Annotated in this window: 18 protein-coding genes; 3 read left to right on the top strand and 15 right to left on the bottom strand. The window is 61.9% G+C overall.

Features of this window, described 5'->3' with window-relative positions:
* Window positions 1-8: 8 nt before the first annotated feature.
* Window positions 9-902: a LysR family transcriptional regulator gene (locus NNA36_RS07415; RefSeq protein ID WP_255105833.1), complete on the top strand. Its 894-nt coding sequence runs from the start codon at window positions 9-11 to the stop codon at window positions 900-902.
* Between the two features lie 3 nt (window positions 903-905).
* Here NNA36_RS07415 and NNA36_RS07410 read toward each other — a convergent pair whose 3' ends face one another.
* From NNA36_RS07410 to NNA36_RS07390, 5 genes are read right to left on the bottom strand one after another with little or no spacing between them, the layout of a single operon-like run.
* Entirely contained in the window at window positions 906-1,754 is an 849-nt protein-coding gene (locus NNA36_RS07410) for a DMT family transporter (RefSeq protein WP_255105831.1), read from the bottom strand.
* Window positions 1,755-1,811: 57 nt separating this feature from the next.
* Window positions 1,812-2,594, bottom strand: coding sequence for an arylmalonate decarboxylase (locus NNA36_RS07405; RefSeq protein WP_255105829.1), 783 nt, complete (start codon window positions 2,592-2,594; stop codon window positions 1,812-1,814).
* Between the two features lie 9 nt (window positions 2,595-2,603).
* Entirely contained in the window at window positions 2,604-3,764 is a 1,161-nt protein-coding gene (locus NNA36_RS07400) for a Xaa-Pro peptidase family protein (RefSeq protein WP_255105826.1), read from the bottom strand.
* Window positions 3,757-4,950, bottom strand: coding sequence for a diaminopropionate ammonia-lyase (locus NNA36_RS07395; RefSeq protein ID WP_255105824.1), 1,194 nt, complete (start codon window positions 4,948-4,950; stop codon window positions 3,757-3,759). The genes NNA36_RS07400 and NNA36_RS07395 overlap by 8 nt, the downstream gene beginning before the upstream one ends.
* A 5-nt stretch (window positions 4,951-4,955) precedes the next feature.
* Window positions 4,956-6,104 carry an amidohydrolase gene (locus NNA36_RS07390; RefSeq protein ID WP_255105821.1) on the bottom strand — a complete coding sequence of 383 codons (1,149 nt, stop codon included), beginning with the start codon at window positions 6,102-6,104 and terminating at the stop codon, window positions 4,956-4,958.
* Between the two features lie 114 nt (window positions 6,105-6,218).
* On the opposite strand from NNA36_RS07390, the gene NNA36_RS07385 reads away from it, so the two are divergent.
* Window positions 6,219-6,668: an Lrp/AsnC family transcriptional regulator gene (locus tag NNA36_RS07385; RefSeq protein WP_255105819.1), complete on the top strand. Its 450-nt coding sequence runs from the start codon at window positions 6,219-6,221 to the stop codon at window positions 6,666-6,668.
* A gap of 72 nt (window positions 6,669-6,740) precedes the next feature.
* Complete coding sequence (locus NNA36_RS07380) at window positions 6,741-8,693, top strand: cache domain-containing protein (protein ID WP_255105817.1); 1,953 nt, start codon at window positions 6,741-6,743, stop codon at window positions 8,691-8,693.
* Here NNA36_RS07380 and NNA36_RS07375 read toward each other — a convergent pair.
* The 10 genes from NNA36_RS07375 to NNA36_RS07330 form a co-directional block, all read right to left on the bottom strand.
* On the bottom strand, window positions 8,690-10,036 hold the full coding sequence (locus NNA36_RS07375) for a sigma-54 dependent transcriptional regulator (RefSeq protein ID WP_255105815.1): 1,347 nt from the start codon (window positions 10,034-10,036) through the stop codon (window positions 8,690-8,692). The genes NNA36_RS07380 and NNA36_RS07375 overlap by 4 nt on opposite strands.
* A gap of 8 nt (window positions 10,037-10,044) precedes the next feature.
* The gene (locus NNA36_RS07370; RefSeq protein WP_255105813.1) at window positions 10,045-10,170 is read right to left on the bottom strand and encodes a hypothetical protein; all 126 of its coding nucleotides are present in this window, start codon (window positions 10,168-10,170) and stop codon (window positions 10,045-10,047) included.
* On the bottom strand, window positions 10,167-11,489 hold the full coding sequence (locus tag NNA36_RS07365; RefSeq protein WP_255105811.1) for a c-type cytochrome: 1,323 nt from the start codon (window positions 11,487-11,489) through the stop codon (window positions 10,167-10,169). Before NNA36_RS07365 ends, NNA36_RS07370 begins: the two co-directional genes overlap by 4 nt.
* Window positions 11,490-11,493: 4 nt before the next feature.
* Window positions 11,494-12,684, bottom strand: a complete 1,191-nt coding sequence (locus NNA36_RS07360; protein ID WP_255105809.1) for a formate dehydrogenase subunit gamma — start codon at window positions 12,682-12,684, stop codon at window positions 11,494-11,496.
* 92 nt (window positions 12,685-12,776) lie between these two features.
* On the bottom strand, window positions 12,777-13,370 hold the full coding sequence (gene fdh3B / locus NNA36_RS07355) for a formate dehydrogenase FDH3 subunit beta (protein ID WP_255105806.1): 594 nt from the start codon (window positions 13,368-13,370) through the stop codon (window positions 12,777-12,779).
* Between the two features lie 12 nt (window positions 13,371-13,382).
* Window positions 13,383-16,280: a formate dehydrogenase subunit alpha gene (locus NNA36_RS07350; protein WP_255105804.1), complete on the bottom strand. Its 2,898-nt coding sequence runs from the start codon at window positions 16,278-16,280 to the stop codon at window positions 13,383-13,385.
* Window positions 16,281-16,385: 105 nt separating this feature from the next.
* Window positions 16,386-16,589, bottom strand: coding sequence for a twin-arginine translocation pathway signal protein (locus NNA36_RS07345; protein ID WP_255105802.1), 204 nt, complete (start codon window positions 16,587-16,589; stop codon window positions 16,386-16,388).
* A 49-nt stretch (window positions 16,590-16,638) separates the two neighbouring features.
* Window positions 16,639-17,268, bottom strand: coding sequence for a molecular chaperone (locus NNA36_RS07340; RefSeq protein WP_255105800.1), 630 nt, complete (start codon window positions 17,266-17,268; stop codon window positions 16,639-16,641).
* Entirely contained in the window at window positions 17,265-17,879 is a 615-nt protein-coding gene (locus NNA36_RS07335; RefSeq protein ID WP_255105797.1) for a DUF3306 domain-containing protein, read from the bottom strand. Before NNA36_RS07335 ends, NNA36_RS07340 begins: the two co-directional genes overlap by 4 nt.
* On the bottom strand, window positions 17,876-18,415 hold the full coding sequence (locus NNA36_RS07330) for a DUF3305 domain-containing protein (RefSeq protein WP_255106829.1): 540 nt from the start codon (window positions 18,413-18,415) through the stop codon (window positions 17,876-17,878). The genes NNA36_RS07335 and NNA36_RS07330 overlap by 4 nt, the downstream gene beginning before the upstream one ends.
* Between the last annotated feature and the right edge of the window lie 163 nt (window positions 18,416-18,578).

The following is an 18,578-nucleotide window of genomic DNA, read 5'->3' as shown; positions in this document are numbered from 1 at the left end:
TCAATTCAATGCTTCGTGATTCGAATATCAACCTTGCCTGGCTCTCGGCTTTTGATGCCGCGGCACGGCACCTGAACTTTACCAAAGCCGCGGACGAGTTGGGCCTGACCCAAGGGGCAATTTCGATCCAGATCAGGAAGCTGGAAGAGGCGTTGAACGCGGCATTGTTCGAGCGGCGGGGGCGGCACGTGGTTCTGACCGACGAAGGTCATGCCTATTTTCCGCATGTGAACGAGGCGCTGGATTCTCTTTCGACAACCACCACGCGCATGTTTTCGCGCCAGAGCCGCAACGTGGTGACGATCCGTTGCTATTCGCCGACCTTCGCCGATCACTGGATCGCGCCGCGCCTGCCGGCGCTGATGGCGGATATTCCGGAACTCGAAGTGAACCTGATCATCGACTATCAGGCCAGCAGCCGACAGGCCGAGCGGGATGATATCGTGATCGCCTACGAGGCGGCGAAGTCCTCGACCTTCGTGCCGTTGGCACGAGAGACGCTGATCGCGGCCTGCACACCAGCCTATCGTGATGAGGTGGGTGAGGACTGGGGCCAAGGCGTATTGATCGAAAGCGCAGGCCCACGGGTCAGCTGGCCGGCGTGGCGAGCGTCGACACGCTATGCCGGCGCCCTTGATGGACGGGTGATCCAGGCAAACTCCATGGGCTCGACACTCCAACTGACCCGGATGGGGATCGGGGTTGGCCTTGTCGCGCTGCCCTTTGCCAATGCGGCGCTTGCGGCGGGTGAGTTGGTCGAGATCGTTCCCAAGAAACGGCTGATCGGCAAAACGCACGGGTTGTCGACCGTTCGCCTTGAGAAGTCGCGGCCCCTGAACAAGCGCGTGGCGCGGTGGTTGCTGCGCGACAGCGGGATCGACGTGCCCTCGTATCTGACCTGACGATCAGCGCAGGCGCGCGATGCCGAAAGCGATGCCGCCAAGGATCATACCAGCCGCCAACAGCGCGTGAAGCGTGATGCCCTCGCCCAGAAATACCGCGCCCAGCGCCAGTGCGATGGCGGGGACGGAAAGCTGGGCAAGGCCCGCGACGGTCGTGCCGAGGTTTGGAAGCACGCTGTACCACAGCGCATAGCCCATGCCGGAAGCAATTGCGCCAGAGGCAACGGCCAAAAGGACGCCGTGTTGGGACACAGGCTCGCTCGTGCCAAGGGCCAGCCACGCAAGGGCCATCACCGGCAGGCTGTAGACAAAGTTCCAAGCGGTTGCTTTCAGGGGATCGGACACGCCGCGCCCGATCAGCGAATACGCCCCCCACCCCAGGGCTGCGAGGGACATGAGGGCAAAGGCGGATGCGGACAGGGTGATCTCGTCCGAGGGCCAGACGAGATAGGCCAGACCGCCAAGTGAAATGAACATGCCAAGCCAGCGGTTTACCGGCGGGCGCTCGCCTGCTTTCAAGGCGCCTGCGAACATGGTGATCTGCACGCCACCAAAGAGGATCAGTGCACCAAGGCCCGCGTCCATCGACACGTAGGCAAAGGAAAAACCAAGCATATAGGCAGACAGACCGGCCACGGTGGGCAGGTTCAGAGCCATCGGCTTTGGCAGGGTTTTGTCACGCAGGGCAAGCAGGATCAGCAGGGTAAAAACCCCTGCCCCGACACGGATCAGGGAAAAGGCCGACGGCCCCATGCCGCCATCCAGCAAGGCGGCGCGGTTCAGCAGGGAATTTGCGGCAAAGGCCACCATCACCACGGCGGTCAATAGCCCGATGCCCTTTAGTTTCGCCATGCCCTGCCCTCCTGTTGCCGTGGCACAGTGGGCCGCGCCCCCGGCAAGTGCAAGGACCTAGCGGTTTCGTGATGCCATGAGATCGGCGCGGGTCTTGTTGAACAGCTGGCCGAACCCTTGCAAGACATCATCGACACCGGCAAGGCGCAGGCAGGCCCAGAACTGTGCCTGATTGGAGGTGATGACCGGCTTGCCCGCGGCCTGCTCGATCTCTTCGATCACCTCAAGCGAGCGGATACCGGTGCAGGACAGGAAAATCGCCTCGGCCTCGGGCTGATCGATCTCGAGCGCAAATGCCTTCCAGTAGGCAGGCGTGACTTGCCCGAATTCAATGCCGGTAGAGAGGTTGAGGCCCTGAATGTCGAGCACGTCAAAGCCCCTCTGTTGAAGAAACAGGGCTTCGGCCTCGTTGATTTCGTCAAGATAGGGCGTGCCGATAACGATCTTCCTTGCCCCCAATGTGCGCAGCGCGTCCTGCACCCCAGTCACAACGGTCATTGGCGTCGTCCAAGGGGCACCTTCGAGGATGGCCTCGAACACGCGGTCTTCGCCATTCACGATCGAGCCGCTGGTACAGCTGTAGCTGATGACATCAGGGCGGGCATCGGGCTGAAGGCGGGCGGCGGCGTCGGCCATGGTGTCGATGTGGCGGGCCAGCGTTTCCTTGGTGGTGTGGTCCTCGGTCAGCAGGCGGGTGATATGCACCCCCACCCCCGGCGGGGCCATGCGAAAGACATCGTCCTCGAAGGCAAGGTCGGTCGACATCAGGATGAACCCAAGGCGCGCGCGGTGGTGGCGACCCTTGTCCATCTCGGGGGTGCGGGGTTTGGAGCGGAACATGTGGCTTCCTCAGATCACCGGCAGATCAGATGCCGCACGGGTGGTCAGCAGATGCGCACCATCCTGCCGCACGACAATATTTTCCTCGTGCACCATGATACGGCCATCGCCATAGCCAAGCGAGGGTTCCAGCGTGAGCACCATGTTTTCCTCGATCACCGTCTCGTCAAAGGCGGCGTGCGAGGGCCATTCGGTGAGTTGCATTCCGAGGCCGTGGCCAAGACGGCCGACATCCCCCCCCTGATCGTCCATTTCGCGGATCACGTTCTGCATGGCGTTGAACAGATCACGGCAGGTGGCACCGGGTCGGGCGGCGGCAAGGCCGGCTTCGGTGGCGCGCCATAGGACGTCATAGGCGCGGCGGGACAGGTCGTCGGCAGAGCCAATCGCGAAGTTGCGGTCAAAATCGCAATAGTAGCCGTCCCATGTGGCGCCGGTGTCCAGCATCAGGATGTCACCCATTTGCAGCGGCCGAGCCGTTGGCGGAGAGATCACATCGTCATAGCCACCCGGTGCCGCGCCCCCGACAAGGTAGGGCGCATCGTCCACCCCCTGCGCCAGCGCCTCGCGGCGGAAGGTGCGGAAGGCTGTATCGAAGGGCATGCCTTCATGGATGATCTCTGGCACGCGGGCAAAGGTGGCTGAGCCAAGGGCGCAGATATGGGAGAGCTTTTCGATCTCGGCTTCGGATTTCACCATGCGCAGGGCGCGGACAAGGCCCGTGCAATCCGCGACGTTCAGGCCGGGAAGGTTGGCCATCAGGCGCTCATAGTCGCCAAGCGGCATGCGCATATGGGTTTCGTGACCCTTGAGCATGCCGATGGTGTCGCCCTGCAAGGGAGACAGGAGGTCAATGAGCAGCGAGATGCCGTCATCTTCTGGCGCGGGGGCGCTCCAGGTGCGGATGTCGGTGATCCACGTCCGCCGCATGAGGGCGGCGCCAATTTCGGGGATCACGGCGACGGGTTTGCCGCTTGCGGGCAGGAACAGGAACCACGGGCGTGTCGGGCTTTGCCAGAACAGGGTGTGGAAGCCCGTGAAGTAGCGCACTTCGGGTTCCGTGGTCAGCAGAAGCCCAGCCAACCCTTGATCTGCCATCAGCGCCTGTGCCCTGGCGGTGCGGGCGGCAAATTCAGCTTCGGGAAAACCGCGTGCGGGGGTGTCAGGCATGTTCGACCTCGGCCATGATCTGGGCAAAGATGTCGGGATCGGTGACGCCCTCGGAGCCGATCAGGAGCACGCGGGACGTGGCATCGAGACCGAGGGCGGCAGAGAGGCTGGCGTTCTGGCGGGCGGCGATCAGGGCAGCGAGCCCCGCAACGGCGCTTTCCCCCGCTTCCAGCGCGCCATCGCCATAGGGGGCATGGGCCAGCATACGCACGGTGGGGGCCACGATGCTGTCGGGGATGGTGAGATAGTCGGAGGCTTCATCCTCAAGGATTTCCCAAGCCATTGGCGAGGGTTCCCCGCAGGAGAGACCCGCCATGATGGTTTCCTCGGCGATCTGTACGTCCCGCATTTCACCGGCCTTGGCGCTGGCGTAAAGGCAGGCGGCCAGTTCGGGTTCAACCACGACCACGCGGGGGGCATCCGCGCCCCAGTATTGGCGCAGGCCCGCAGCCACAGAGGCCGCTAGACCGCCGACGCCGCCTTGCAGGAAGACATGGGTCGGGGCCTGATCCATGGATTCGCAAGCCTCGCGGGTCATCACGCCATAGCCTGCCATCACGTCGCGCGGCGGCTCGCTGTAGCCTTCCCAGGAGGTGTCGGACACCACGAACCAGCCGTTGGCTTCGGCCTCATCGCGTGCGAGGGCGACCGAGGCGTCATAGTCGCCGTCAATCCGGATGACCTCGGCCCCAAGATCGCGCATGGCCTTTGCGCGGCCTTGGCTGACTTCGGCGTGGATGTAGATGCGGCAGGGTGCGCCGAAACGCTGGCATCCCCAGGCGAGCGACCGGCCGTGGTTGCCATCGGTTGCCGACACCAGCGTGATCGCGGCACAGGTCTCGGCATGGTGTCCGGCGCGGATGTCGGCAAGGGATACCTCTTTGCCCAGCGTCTCGGAGACCTGACGCTGGAGAACCCGTAGCGCGGCGTAAGCACCGCCAAGCGCCTTGAAGCTGCCGAGGCCGAACCGCGGGCCTTCGTGTTTGTAAAGGATGGCCCCCACGCCGATTTCGCGGGCAAGACCGTCGAGCGATGCCAGGGGCGACGGGGCATACCCCTGCCACGAGGTGATTTCCTGCCAGGAGCGGGCGAAATCATCCGACGACAGGACACGTTGCGCCGCATCACCGCCCTTCGGCGTCGTGGCAACATGGTCGATATGAGCGGTTTGGAATGCGGGGTGCATGATGCTCAGCCTTTCTTGTCAGTTGGCAGGCGGTCGCGCACGAGCGCGGCCCAGAACGCCGCCCCGAGGGGCAAAAGCGCGTCGTTGAAATCATAGTCGTCAGAGTGCAGCGGCCGCCCCTGCGCCCCCTCGGTGCCGTTGCCCATCAAGAGGAAACAGCCGGGCACGGCGGCGCTGAACTGGCCGAAGTCCTCGGAAAAGCTCATCGGAGGGCGGTCGGCGATGGTGTCGTGGCCAAGTGCGGTGCCGACGCGGGCGACGGCCTCGACCGGAGCGGTGGCGTTCATGGATTCCACGAATTCGGTAACGAAACTCACCTCAACCGTCACGCCGTGTGCAGCGGCAATGCCGGCGGTGATCTGGCGCATGAAGGTTTCGACCTGCGCGCGATCCTCGGGAGATCGCGCCCGCACGTCCCCCTTGAGGACCGCCTGCCCCGGCAGCACGTTGCGCTGGCCGTTGGTCAGAAACTCGGTGATCGAGACCACCACGCCAGCGCCGGGTGCGAGTTTGCGGGACACGATGGTTTGCAGGGCCTGCACCATTTCCGCGCCAACCGTGATCGCATCGACCCCGACCTGCGGCATGGAGGAATGTCCCCCCTGCCCCGTGATCGTGATCTCGAACAGGCTTTCGCTGCTGCAGATCAGGCCGGGACGGGTGGAAATCTGGCCCAGGGGCGCGCCCGGCAGGTTATGGATGGCGTAGACCTCTTCCACGGGGAAGCGTTCGAGCACGCCTTCGTCGATCATCGCCTTGGCGCCGTGGCCGGTTTCCTCGTCGGGTTGGAACAGGAAAACCACCGTGCCGTCGAAATCCCGCGTCGCGGCAAGGTCCGCCGCAGCGCCAAGAAGCATGGTGGTATGGCCGTCGTGGCCGCAGGCGTGCATGACGCCGGTGTTCTGCGAGACGTAATCATGCGTGCTTTGCTCGGTGATTGGCAGGGCATCCATGTCGGCGCGAAGGCCAATGGCACGATTGCCGGTGCCGGAGCGCAGGATGCCGACAACACCTGCGCCCTCGTGAACCTCAAGCCCCAGATCGCGCAGGTAACCGGCAACAAAGGCTTTAGTGCGCGCCTCCTGCATCCCAAGTTCGGGATGGCGGTGCAGATCATGCCTGATCTCGACAAGATGCGGGTGGCTTAGGGGCATGGGGTCTCCTTTCCAGCCTAAGGTACGGCAAGCACCGTCGGATGGTGCGCGAATATCGCGCGAGGTGCGAGAAATTTGATTGCAAATTCTGTCGATGGCGACGATTTTCCGCGCATGGATGACAAAGACCTCGAAATTCTTCGCCTTGTTCAGGGCAACGCCCGCCTTACTGCCGACGTGATCAGCCAGGAGGTCCACCTGTCGCCTGCGGCCGTTCAGAAGCGGTTGAAAAGGCTGCGTGAAAGCGGCGTGATCGAAAAGGAAATCGCGGTCCTGTCGCCCGGCGCGCTTGGGCGGGAGATGACCATCATCGTCGAGGTCATTCTTGAACGGGAAAGCCGTGCGCATCTGGACGCCTTCAAGCGTAAGATGCGGCAGGCGCCGGAAGTGCAGCAGTGCTACTATACCACTGGCGAGGCAGATTTCGTGATGATCCTCGCGGTGGAAAACATCAAGGAATACGAGGCCTTTACCCAACGCCATTTCTTTGATGAATCCAACGTCAGCCGATTTACCACCGCTGTCGTGATGGACCGGGTCAAGGTCTCGCTGGATGTGCTGTGACGCCAGAATTGCAATATGCCTGCCCCTTCCCTACACTCTACCCATGTGCCCGAAAGCAAAAGGATTTCCCGCGTGAAGTCGGTCCGCCTCCGTCTCTTGACGCTGGCGCTTTTGCCGCTCGTGGTGTTGATGCCGCTGCTGTTGTTGCTGGGCATGAGCCGCTGGACGGCGGACTATGACAAGATCCTGATCGCCAATGTTCAAAGTGACCTGCGAATTGCGGAACAATACCTGTTTCGCATCCTCGCGCGGACCGGGGCGAACGTGGAAGGGGTTGCGGATTCTGCCGAATTCCTTGGACAGCTGGAGTTCGGACACGAGCGGGTCGACACCTATCTGATGGAGAAGAAAAAGGCGCTTGAGCTGGATTTTCTCTATTACCTGCCCGTCGAAGAAACCCGTGCTCTTGCCAGCAGATGGCCCGTGATTGACGCGGCATCTACAGGCATCCTCTCGACCGAAATCGATATTTTCTCTGGCGAAGATCTGACGGCGTTGTCGGATGATCTTGCCCAGCGTGCCAGCGTTCCCCTGATCGAAACCGTGGCGGCCGTTCCGACTCGGCGCACGGTCGAGGATCGCGGCATGGTGGTTCATACCGCAAGCCCCGTGGGCCTTGGGGATCAGCGCGGGGTTCTGGTGGGTGGTATCCTGTTGAACCGCAACCTTGATTTCATCGATACCATCAACGCGCTGGTCTATCTGAACGCCACCACAGGCGGCGAGCGTCAGGGCACCGCGACCCTTTTCCTTGAGGATGTGCGCGTTTCGACCAATGTGCGCCTGTTCGAGGACGTGCGCGCCCTTGGCACCCGCGTTTCAGCGGTGGTGCGCCACGAGGTGCTGACCGAAGGCAAGACCTGGCTGGATCGCGCCTTCGTGGTGAATGACTGGTATATCTCGGGCTACCTGCCCTTGTCCGACAGTTTCGGAAATCGGGTTGGCATGTTGTATGTCGGTTTTCTCGAAGCACCGTTCAATGCGGCCAAACGGGCCGCCTATATCACCATGCTCGCGGCCTTCCTTGTGCTTCTTGGCTTGTCAGGTCCGATCTTCCTGCGCATGGCCAAAGGGATCTTCTCGCCGCTGGAGCGCATGATCCAGACCATGACAAGGGTCGAGCGCGGAGACCTTGCTGCCCGCAACGGCAATGTCGGATCGAACAATGAAATCGGCCAGGTTGCGCGACATCTGGATACCCTGCTGGATCAGGTACAGGAGCGCGATCAGGCGCTGCGATCCTGGGCCGGTGAATTGAACACGCGGGTTGAACAGCGCACCGCGCAGCTCAAGGAAGCCAACCAGAAGCTGGAAGATACCTTCAAACAGCTTGTGATGTCGGAAAAGCTGGCGTCGATCGGGGAAATCACCGCCGGCGTGGCCCATGAGATCAACAATCCCGTCGCGGTTATTCAGGGCAACGTGGACGTGATCCGCCAGACGCTGGATCAGCGCAGTGACGACGTTGCAACGGAACTTGCCCTGATTGATCAGCAGGTCCAGCGGATCGAAGCGATTGTCGGCAAGTTGCTTCAGTTCGCGCGACCAACCGAGTTTGGCACCTTCGAGGAAAGCATCGATATGGCGATGGTCACCGAGGATTGTCTGGTGCTGGTCGACCACGTTCTGTCCAAGACCAATATCGCGGTTGAGCGGTCGTTTTCAGATGCGCCGCTGGTGCGCATCAATCCCGGCGAATTGCAGCAGGTGATCGTGAATATCATCGTCAACGCCGCTCATGCGATGGGCGAGGACGGCACCCTGACGGTTGCGATCGGAACCGAGACCCGCGAGGGGATCGAGGGCGCCTGCCTGCGTGTGGCCGACACCGGCCCGGGCATTCCCGGTGATTTGCTGGACACGGTGTTTGATCCGTTCTTCACCACCAAGCTTGCCGAAGGCACCGGACTGGGCCTGTCGATCAGCCAGACGCTGATCCAGCGTTATGGCGGGCTGATCAGCGCAACCAACCGCGATGCGGGTGGCGCCGAATTCTCGGTCTGGCTACCGGCAGAGCAGCTCTAAACCCCCCACGAGGCGCATTTGCGGTCGATTGTCTTGCGCGACACGCCGAGACGACGGGCCGCTTCGGCGCGATTGCCATCGCATTCATCCAGGATGTGCATGATGTGGCGCTGCACCACTAGATCGAGGTTCTCCATCGCCTGCACGCCGGTGATCTGGCCACTGCCCGAGAACTTGTCAGGAAAGGCCCCGAGGATGACCGAGCGTTCGATCAGGTTGCGCAATTCGCGCACGTTGCCGGGCCAGTCATAGCGCGAGAACTTGAGAAGGGTTTCCTCGTCCAGTTCCAGTGCGGGCAGGCCAAGGGTTGTGGCGAACTGCTGGATGAACAGCGCCGCCAGTTCGACGATATCCTCGGACCGGTCTCGCAGCGGCGGCATGTCGATCGTCACCACGTTGATCCTGTGATAGAGATCGGCGCGAAAGCTTCCTTCCTCGACCGCTTTTTCAAGATCGGCGTTGGTGGCGAACAGAAAGCGCAGGTTGAGAGGGATGTCGCGTTCCGCCCCGACAGGACGCACGCGTTGATCTTCAAGCACCCGCAGCAGCGCCGCCTGTACCTGATCGGGCATCTGCACCACTTCATCAAGGAACAGGGTGCCCCCTTCCGCGTGCAGGAAAAGGCCATCGCGGCGGCGGTCCTGCTCGTCGATCACGCCAAAGAGTTCCTGCGCCATGCGATCCGGTGAAATGGCAGCGCAGTTGACGGCGACAAAGGGTTTTTCCGCGCGATCAGACAGGGAATGCAGGGTGCGGGCCGCCACTTCCTTGCCGGTGCCCGTCGCCCCTGTGAAGAGGACGGGTGTCGGCAGCGGGGCCAGACGTTTCAGCATGTCGCGGGCGTCGCAGATGGCTGCGGAGTTGCCGAGAAGCCGACCACGGGCAACATTGGCCTCGGCCGAGAGTTCGTGTTTGAGAAGATAGTTCTCGCGCCGCAGGTTCTGGCGATCCAGCGCGCGGGCCACAGCATTCAGGATCTGGTTGGCGCGAAACGGCTTGAGGACAAAATCCGCCACGCCCGTGCGCAGGGCCTTGATCGCTGTTTCAAGGTCGGCATAGGCCGTGATCAGGATGGTATCGGAATAAAGCCCGACCTGATTTTGCTCGCGAATCCAGTCGAGCCCGGTCTTGCCCGGCATGATATTGTCGAGGATCACCAGATCGAAATAGGCACGGTCAAGAATGGCCGAGGCTTCGGCAGCAGACGCTGCCTGTTCGACGCGTTTGCAACGTGGCGACAGGATTTTGGTCAGGAAGTTGCGCATCCCCGGTTCATCGTCGATTACGAGAACCGAAGCATTGGCAAGGCTTTCGCCGTATTCATCCTGTTGTGGTCTTTGCATGTTCATCCTTAGTCAAGCCGTACCGCCTCGCCGGAATTCACATCCGCCGAGGCAAAGCCCGCGCGCTCGAGCGCGAAGTTTGCTGCTACCGCAATTAGAATGATCGCAACGAAACCGGTCAACATGGCTTTCATGGTTTTTGTTCCTTGAGGTGAGTGTAGGATTTGAGAAAAGCGATCAGGTCAAGCCGATCCCGGGCTGACGTGATCCTTTGCATCGGCATCTTGGAGCCCGGAATATAGTGATCCGGCCCAAGGTCGAAGAGCTGGTCGATGGTGTCATCCGACCAGACGATTTCGGATCCGCGAAGGATCGGGGAATAGGCGTAGCCCGGCACGGTCCCGGCGCGGCGGCCAAACAGGGCATGAAGGGTTGGACCGGCCTTGCGCGAGGCACCGGGTTCCAGCGCGTGGCAGATGGAACACTTGCGCATGAACTGGCGTTCGCCATTCGGCATGGTCTCGGGGGCTTGCAGAAAGCTGCGGTCCTGCCCCATCTGGGGGGCAAAACGATCCATGAGCGCCACGGGCCAGCCGTAGACCACGTCGTCAAGGCCACCGGCAAAGACGGTTTCGCCATCCTGCGAGAAAGCCAGCGCCCAGACCGGGCCACGGCGGGTCGCGCGGAAATCACGCGTGATGGTGCGGGTTTTGGTATCGACCATCATGATGAACCCATGCCCGTCGCCCACCGCCAGTTGGTTGCTTGCCGCGTGATGGGCCATGGCAAGGATTGGCCTGCGATCAAGGGTGAGATCGGCAAGTGTTGCGCCGGTAAAGGGGGCAACGATGCGTGTGCCGCCATCCACCGCGCCATAGGCCAGCCAATCGCCATCGGGGTCAACGACGAGCGCGTTCACCCCGAAGCCGTGTTTGACGATGGCGCGGGATTGGCCGGTGGCAATGTCCCAGAGGCGGATCGAGCCGTCGCTGGAGGCCGAGAACAGGCCCTCTTTGGCAAAGGCCACGGCATTGACACCTGCGGCATGCCCCTTGAAAAGCGGCCCTTCTTCAAAGACGGTCTGGCCCTGCTGGTCGGTCCTGACAAAGCGCAGGGCGATGCTGCCATCCCAGCTTGCCGAGGCGATGAGACCGCGCTCGGCATCATAGGCGATGTCGGCCACCTTGCCCTTGTGTACGACAATGGTTTGATGCGCGCCCGTGTCGAGATGCCAGGCGATGACCCGAAAATCATCGCCACCCGTCAACAGGAGATCGCGGCCGGCGAAGGTCACGTCGATGACCGCCGCATCGTGACCTTCAAGCCAGAGCGGGGTTCTGTCGGTCCACAGACCAACCGAATTGTCAAAGCTGGCACTGGCCACCTGCCCCGTCGGGGCGACGTCCAGCCCCATGACCGGACCACCGTGGCCCTTCAAAGTGGTAAACTCCTGCGCCGCAAGCGGGGCGGCGCAGGAGAGACAACAGAGGGTCATGAAGATCAGGCGATTCATGGGATCACTCGGCGGGTGTAGCCTCTTTGGGCGCTGAGGCGTCGGCCTCTTTCATCTCGTCCAGCCAGATCGAGTGGTGCTGGTGCGCCCATGCCTCGTCAACCTCGCCCGACCCCATGGCGTCATAGGCCCCTTCCATGCCAACGGACCCGATGTAGATATGGGCGAGGATAATCGCCATCAGGACAAAGGCCATGATCGCGTGCCAGCCCTGCGCGAACTGCATTTCCTCTTGCGGGGAGAGTTCGGTCGGGAGTTGTTCCAGCCCGATCAGGCCGGGAATGCCCATGTCATTCAGAACCGTGAAGGTCTTGGCAAACAGCGGCAGTTCATAGGGGAACAGCAGCGAGACACCGGAGACGGCAATCGAGCCGCCAAAGACGATCACCGACCAGAAGATCACCTTCTGGCCCGCGTTGAACTTTTTCGCGGGCGGGTGGGCCTTGCCGATGATGCCCCCGAATTGGCGCAGCCAGACCAGATCGGTGCGGTTGGGAATGTTGTGTACGACCCACATCACGAAGATCATCACGAGGCCTGCGATAAAGGCCCAGGCCACGTTGTTGTGCACCCATTTGGAGACTTCCAGAAGGGTGGCATTGGCCTCCTTGCCGAAATAGGGCGCGATAAAGATGCGACCGAACAGGATGAGGAGCCCCGTGAGGCCAAGCAGGATAAAGGACCCTGCCAGAAGCCAGTGGCCGAAACGCTCAAAGGCTTTGAAGCGGGTGACCGTGCGCCCTGTCATCGGTTCGTCGATCATGATCTTGCCGCGCAGCAGGTAGAAGACTAGCAGCGCCGCCAGCGTTCCGATGAGGAACCAGCCACCATAGGTGCGCAGCGGGCCGTCGCGCCACGCCAGCCACTTCATGCCGCCGTCCTGCATCAGGACAGACGCCACCTCGCCGCCCGAGGACACCTTGACCTCGGCAGAGCCATAACGCACCGCGCGCCAGACTTCGGGATCGGACAGGCCTCCGAGCGTGCCAAGCTGGTTCATTGCGCCAGCCGCGCGTCCCGGATCGCCCACATCATCCCGCCGGAAGCTGTCGTCGATGGACTGCCCCTGCTGGCGTGCGAGGATATCTTCAAGGGTTTGCGCCCCACCGGTGGCGCTGCGATCCGGGGTCTCTTGGGCCTGGGCCATGATGCCCAGAGACAAAGACAAAATGAGTGCGAGTGCCACGCGAAGCATGGGCCACCTCCTTGTTTTTCAAGACTATCCAGGAACCGGTCGCCGGGGCGGCCCATTGCAGGCCGCCCCGGATTTGTGTTGCAAGACCGGGATCAGCCGCCCTTCTGGTCGTAGGCGGTACCCCAACCCCAGGCGCCGGAGCCGAAGCCACGGGCCACGACACGCTCGCGGTAGATGGCCGAAACCACGTCACCGTCACCTGCCAGGAGGGCCTTGGTCGAGCACATCTCGGCGCAGATCGGCAGTTTGCCTTCCGCGATCCGGTTGCGACCGTACTTGGAGAACTCTGCGTTCGAGTGGGTCTCCTCGGGGCCGCCGGCACAGAAGGTACATTTATCCATCTTGCCACGGCTGCCGAAGTTGCCCGCCTGCGGGTATTGCGGTGCCCCGAAGGGACACGCGTAGAAGCAATAACCACAGCCGATGCAGAGATCCTTGGAGTGCAGAACCACGCCTTCTTCGTTCTGGTAGAAACAGTCTACCGGACAGACGGCCATACATGGCGCATCGGAGCAGTGCATGCAGGCCACCGAGATCGACCGTTCGCCGGGTTTACCATCGTTGATGGTAACAACACGGCGGCGGTTGATCCCCCAGGGAACCTCGTGCTCGTTCTTACACGCGGTCACGCAGGCGTTGCACTCGATGCAGCGTTCGGCATCACAGAGGAACTTTGCTCTTGCCATTCTCTTGTCTCCTTATGCTGCTGAGATCTTGCAGAGAGTCGTCTTCGTCTCCTGCATCTGGGTTACCGAGTCATAGCCATAGGTCTGGGCCGTGTTCGAGCTTTCGCCGAGCACATAGGGGTCGGCACCTTCGGGATACTTCTCCCGCAGGTCGGCCCCCTGGAAATGACCGCCGAAGTGGAAGGGCATGAAGGCGACGCCCTCACCCACCCGCTCGGTGACCAGTGCCATGACCTTGACCTTGCCGCCTTCCGGACCTTCGACCCAGACCTGAGCCCCGTCCCGAACACCAAGGTTGTTGGCGTCGCGCGGGTTGATCTCGACGAACATGTCCTGTTGAAGCTCTGCCAGCCAGGGGTTCGAACGGGTCTCCTCGCCGCCACCTTCGTATTCGACCAGACGGCCGGAGGTGAGGACGATGGGATAGTCCTTGGAGAAATCGTTCTTCTGGATCGAGGCATAAAGCGTCGGCAGACGATAGGCCTGACGGTCTTCGTAGGTCGGATAGTCCGCGACCAGATCGCGCCGCGGGGTATAGAGCGGCTCGCGGTGCAGCGGCACCGGATCGGGGAAGGTCCAAACCACGGCGCGGGCCTTGGCGTTGCCGAAGGGCGCACACTCGTGCTTGATCGCGACCCGCTGGATACCGCCGGACAGGTCGGTTTTCCAGTTGGTCTTGGGACCGGCCACCGCGTCGATGCTGGCGCGTTCCTCGTCGGTCAGGTCCGCATCCCATCCGAGATCCATCAGCATCTGCATGGTGAATTCCGGATAGCCGTCCTGGATTTCCGAATTCGCCGAGTAGACGCCTTCGGCCAGAAGGTTGTCGCCATCACGTTCAACGCCAAAACGGGCGCGGAAGGTCAGGCCGCCTTCGGAGACGGGTTTGGACATGTCATAGAGGTTCGGTGTGCCCGGGTGCTTCATATCCGCAGTGCCCCAGCACGGCCACGGCAGACCATAGTAGTCTCCGTCAGCAGGCCCACCAATGGCGCGCAGCGTCGTGCGGTCAAAGGTGTGCTGGTTGGCCATGTGCAGCTTCAGACGTTCCGGGCTCTGACCGGTATAGCCGATGGTCCACAGGCCGCGATTGAACTCGCGGGTGACGCTCTCGATGTTCGGGGTGTTCTCGTCTTCCATCTCGATGTTGCGGAAGAAACGATCTGCCCAGCCGAACTTGTTCGCGAACATGCCCATGATTTCATGGTCTGTCTTGGATTCGAACAGCGGTTCGACAACCTGATCACGCCACTGGAACGACCGGTTCGAGGCGGTGACAGAGCCACGGGTTTCGAACTGGGTACAGGCCGGCAGCAGGTAGCAGCCATCGGTGCGGTCATGCAGAACGGCCGAGACGGTGGGATACGGGTCGACCACGACCAGCATGTCCAGCTTCTCCATCGCCGTTTTCATTTCCGGACCGCGGGTCTGCGAGTTCGGGGCATGGCCCCAAAGCACCATCGCGCGCACGTTGTTGGGCTGATCCATGTTGTCCTTGTCTTCAAGAACACCATCAATCCAGCGCGACACCGGAATACCGCGCAGATTCTGCAGCGATTTTTCCTTGCCGTCCTTACCGACAAGCGTGTCGAACTGGGCGTTCAGCCACTCGCCGTCTTCTTCCCAGACGCGTGCCCAGTGTGCCCATGCGCCCTTGGACAGGCCATAGTAGCCCGGCAGGGTGTGGGACAGAACACCAAGGTCGGTTGCGCCCTGAACGTTGTCGTGACCACGGAAGATGTTGGTACCACCGCCCGAGGTGCCCATGTTGCCAAGGGCCAGTTGCAGAATGCAGTAGGCACGGGTGTTGTTGTTGCCGTTGGTGTGCTGCGTGCCGCCCATACACCAGATCACGGTGCCGGGGCGGTTGTTGGCCATGGTACGGGCCACGCGCTTGAGCTGCGATCCCGGGGTGCCGGTGACACGCTCGACTTCTTCCGGGTTCCACTTGGCCACTTCCTCGCGGATCTGGTCCATGCCCCAGACACGGGTGCGGATGAACTCTTTGTCTTCCCAACCGTTTTCGAAGATATGCCACAGAATGCCCCAGACCAGCGCAACGTCGGTACCGGGACGGAACCGGACGTATTCATCGGCGTGGGCCGCGGTACGGGTGAAACGCGGATCGCAGACGATCAGCGGCGCGTTGTTCTGTTCCTTGGCCTTCAGGACGTGCAACAGCGAGACGGGGTGCGCCTCGGCTGGGTTGCCGCCGATGATGAAGATGGCCTTGGAGTTGTGGATGTCGTTGTAGGAGTTCGTCATCGCGCCATAGCCCCAGGTGTTGGCAACACCTGCAACCGTGGTCGAGTGACAGATCCGGGCCTGGTGATCCACGTTGTTCGTGCCCCAGTAGGCGGCGAACTTGCGGAACAGATAGGCCTGTTCGTTGTTGTGCTTGGCCGAGCCGAGCCAGTAGACGCTGTCAGGTCCGCTCTCGTCGCGGATCTTCATCATGCCGTCGCCGATCTCGTTGATCGCCTGTTCCCAGCTGATGCGCTTCCACTCACCACCCTCTTTCTTCATCGGGTACTTGAGGCGGCGTTCACCATGCGCGTGTTCGCGCACCGAGGCGCCCTTGGCGCAATGCGCACCGAGGTTGAACGGGCTGTCCCAACCGGGCTCCTGCCCGATCCAGACGCCGTTTTGCACTTCGGCGACCACGGTACAGCCCACCGAACAGTGGGTGCAGACCGATTTGATAGTTTCGACAGTGCCAGACGCGGCGGCCGCGGCGGCATTGGCTTGCGTCACCGTTCCTCCGGTGGCGCTGATCGCGGCAAGGCCCCCAATGGCCAGACCGCTGCCCCGCAGGAATGCGCGGCGGTCGACAGATTTCTCTGCGACGTCAGACAGGATACTTGTCCGCTGGGGGCGTCTCGCTACCCCGTTGGTCTTTTTCCTAAGCATTTATACCTCCCTTGCTGTCCCCTTCGGGAACCTAGCTGGGTTAACGAAAACCTCGGGCAGTCGGGCCAATCGCAACCAGTCGCCCTTGGCAGAAAACACCGTCCGTCAGAAACGGGCGCTGTCGAAATACGCACGGGTGTGCGCTGTATCCTGCATCTTTTCCAAGGACAGGTCCGGCTCTGCGGCCTCGGCCGCACCTCCGGTGGTCGCAACAGCCACTGCGGCAACAGGGGCGGTGGTCGCGGCCAGTTTCAGAAAATCTCGGCGGCCCTGATCTGCGATCCGGGTCTCCTCGGCTTTCTTGGTCATGAGAGTCCTCCTCTCTGGTTGATGGCGGTCGCCCGCCGGTGAATGCGGATCACTCCGCGATCATTCGAAAGCCCTCGGCTTCGATCTCCATGAACAGGCGGCCCATCTGGCCGACCGGTGCAAAGAAGACCGAGGTCTTGGCGGCTTCCAAATCCGAAAAGAAATGCCCGGCCCATGGGGCGATGTGCCGGTTGAAGAAGGTTTTCTGGTCTTCAAGCGTGGCAGGCGTGCCAAAGCGCCCGACGATCAGCGCGGCCATCATTTCCATCAACGAAGCGATGTTGTCTTCCGGCTCGTAGACGTTTTCCGCACGGCTCAGGCCACGGGCCGCCATGTCGCGGCGCAGGGTGGCGAGGGGTTTTTCGTTCAGGAACCCCGTCATGTAATAGGAGGCGTAGGGCAGCAGTTCGCCGCGACCCAGCCCGATGAAAAGCTGGTTGAACTCGCGTTCAACCGTCTTGGGCGCGACCACACGGGCCACGCGGGTCAGGGATGTGATCGCCTGCCCCAGCTCCGTGTCGTTGCCTTCAAGGCCGGCAACCATATCAAGCGAGAGCTGGTCGGCCGGACGGGCAAGGATCATGCCAAGGAAGTTGTAAAGATCGGCACGCATGCGATCTTCGGGGGAAATCGGCGGGGCGGCGGTTTCAGGTGCTGTCATCATCTGTTCCTGCATCATGCGGTGGCGTCCTCTTGGAAGGAAAAGCGCATACGGCGCGGGATGGGTTGGGGGGTCTGTTCGGAGAGGTCTTCGTGGACCTCTGCCATGGCAGGGACGGGTGTCGGCGCGGGCTGGCGTTCGGCCAAGACAGCCTCGGGTACCTCTTCGACGGCTTCGGGCTCGTCGGGCTCCGGTGTCTCCGGGTCGACCTCACCTTCCTCTTCCAAGGCGGCCTGACGGGCCATTTCGAGCACATGTTCCGTCATGCCCTTACCGACCTGATAGGCGGTCTGGAGGTTCTCGATCACGCAGGAGGCGTCGGTAAAATCCTCGCCGTAGTCGACGAGGCCGTCGACATTGGCCAGAACGGGATTGGTCAGCCAGAGACGCCGCAAAGCGCGGGTACGGATGCGTTGCGGCACGGTTTTCGACAGGAAAACGGTGAAGTCATCGCCTTGGCCCAGATCATCGGGATCGGGCAGATCAAGATCGGCCAGGATTTCCGCATCGCTCTTGTCTTCCAGCGCCGCATCACGCTCGGCTTCGGCGCGTTCCTCGGCAAGACGGGCCTCAGCGGCCTGTTCTGCCTCAACGGCCGCCTTGCGACGTGACCAGAAATCCCCGCTCATTGCAGCCGCTCCTTCTTGGCCTGAACCGGCGAACGGTAGACATCAGCCATCTGCGCGATGCGCGGGTCGCCAATGCCGTCTTCGACAAGGGTGATGTCCTTCTTGTCGCGGCGGCGTTTCTTGAAAACCTCTTCCTTGTGATGCAGCGCAACGAAGGCATGAACCCAGGATGCAATGGCCGCCGGCATTGCGATTTTCTCGATCACCTCTTCACCGCTGTCGGCATAGTCCTGCGCCTCGTAGGGCGAAGCGGTGACGAGTACGATGTCGAAGGGACGAGCGTCTTCCTCGGTTTCGCGCATCACGACATAGAGGCAGGGCACCTGCGCAGTGAGGCCGTGAAGATAGGCTTCGGTCTCGTCTGCGTAGAGTTCGAGCGACGGGGTGGCGGCGTGGAAATCGGTAACTTCGGCCTCGCTGCGGAGTTCTGCCCAGTCGGCATCCCCGGCGCCGGGCAGAACATCGACACAGCGCCAGGACCACTTGGCCCAGCGGGTCACGCCAGGGCTTCGGCGCAATACGACGCCGAGCGGCATTGCCGCGTATTTCTCGGATTCGATGATCACGCCTCCCAAAGTCCTCTCGTGATGCTCTCAGTCAAAGGTGCCGTAGGGACATGGCTGGGCAAAGGGTCTTGAGCGGGTTTTCAACGCTTCGGGACAAATTGGGCAGACCGGAGGGGAGCGGGGTGTGTCGGGG

Origin of the sequence: Shimia sp. CNT1-13L.2 (genome assembly GCF_024331145.1) — a bacterium.
Lineage (GTDB): Bacteria > Pseudomonadota > Alphaproteobacteria > Rhodobacterales > Rhodobacteraceae > Shimia.
This window is presented reverse-complemented; position numbering and strand designations above follow the sequence as displayed.

Coding starts and splice junctions, on each gene's coding strand:
- NNA36_RS07415 (WP_255105833.1), top strand. CDS start 9: ATGCTTCGTGATTCGAATATCAACCTTGCCTGGCTCTCGGCTTTTGAT.
- NNA36_RS07410 (WP_255105831.1), bottom strand. CDS start 1,754: ATGGCGAAACTAAAGGGCATCGGGCTATTGACCGCCGTGGTGATGGTG.
- NNA36_RS07405 (WP_255105829.1), bottom strand. CDS start 2,594: ATGTTCCGCTCCAAACCCCGCACCCCCGAGATGGACAAGGGTCGCCAC.
- NNA36_RS07400 (WP_255105826.1), bottom strand. CDS start 3,764: ATGCCTGACACCCCCGCACGCGGTTTTCCCGAAGCTGAATTTGCCGCC.
- NNA36_RS07395 (WP_255105824.1), bottom strand. CDS start 4,950: ATGCACCCCGCATTCCAAACCGCTCATATCGACCATGTTGCCACGACG.
- NNA36_RS07390 (WP_255105821.1), bottom strand. CDS start 6,104: ATGCCCCTAAGCCACCCGCATCTTGTCGAGATCAGGCATGATCTGCAC.
- NNA36_RS07385 (WP_255105819.1), top strand. CDS start 6,219: ATGGATGACAAAGACCTCGAAATTCTTCGCCTTGTTCAGGGCAACGCC.
- NNA36_RS07375 (WP_255105815.1), bottom strand. CDS start 10,036: ATGCAAAGACCACAACAGGATGAATACGGCGAAAGCCTTGCCAATGCT.
- NNA36_RS07370 (WP_255105813.1), bottom strand. CDS start 10,170: ATGAAAGCCATGTTGACCGGTTTCGTTGCGATCATTCTAATTGCGGTA.
- NNA36_RS07365 (WP_255105811.1), bottom strand. CDS start 11,489: ATGAATCGCCTGATCTTCATGACCCTCTGTTGTCTCTCCTGCGCCGCC.
- NNA36_RS07360 (WP_255105809.1), bottom strand. CDS start 12,684: ATGCTTCGCGTGGCACTCGCACTCATTTTGTCTTTGTCTCTGGGCATC.
- fdh3B (WP_255105806.1), bottom strand. CDS start 13,370: ATGGCAAGAGCAAAGTTCCTCTGTGATGCCGAACGCTGCATCGAGTGC.
- NNA36_RS07350 (WP_255105804.1), bottom strand. CDS start 16,280: ATGCTTAGGAAAAAGACCAACGGGGTAGCGAGACGCCCCCAGCGGACA.
- NNA36_RS07345 (WP_255105802.1), bottom strand. CDS start 16,589: ATGACCAAGAAAGCCGAGGAGACCCGGATCGCAGATCAGGGCCGCCGA.
- NNA36_RS07340 (WP_255105800.1), bottom strand. CDS start 17,268: ATGATGCAGGAACAGATGATGACAGCACCTGAAACCGCCGCCCCGCCG.
- NNA36_RS07335 (WP_255105797.1), bottom strand. CDS start 17,879: ATGAGCGGGGATTTCTGGTCACGTCGCAAGGCGGCCGTTGAGGCAGAA.
- NNA36_RS07330 (WP_255106829.1), bottom strand. CDS start 18,415: ATGCCGCTCGGCGTCGTATTGCGCCGAAGCCCTGGCGTGACCCGCTGG.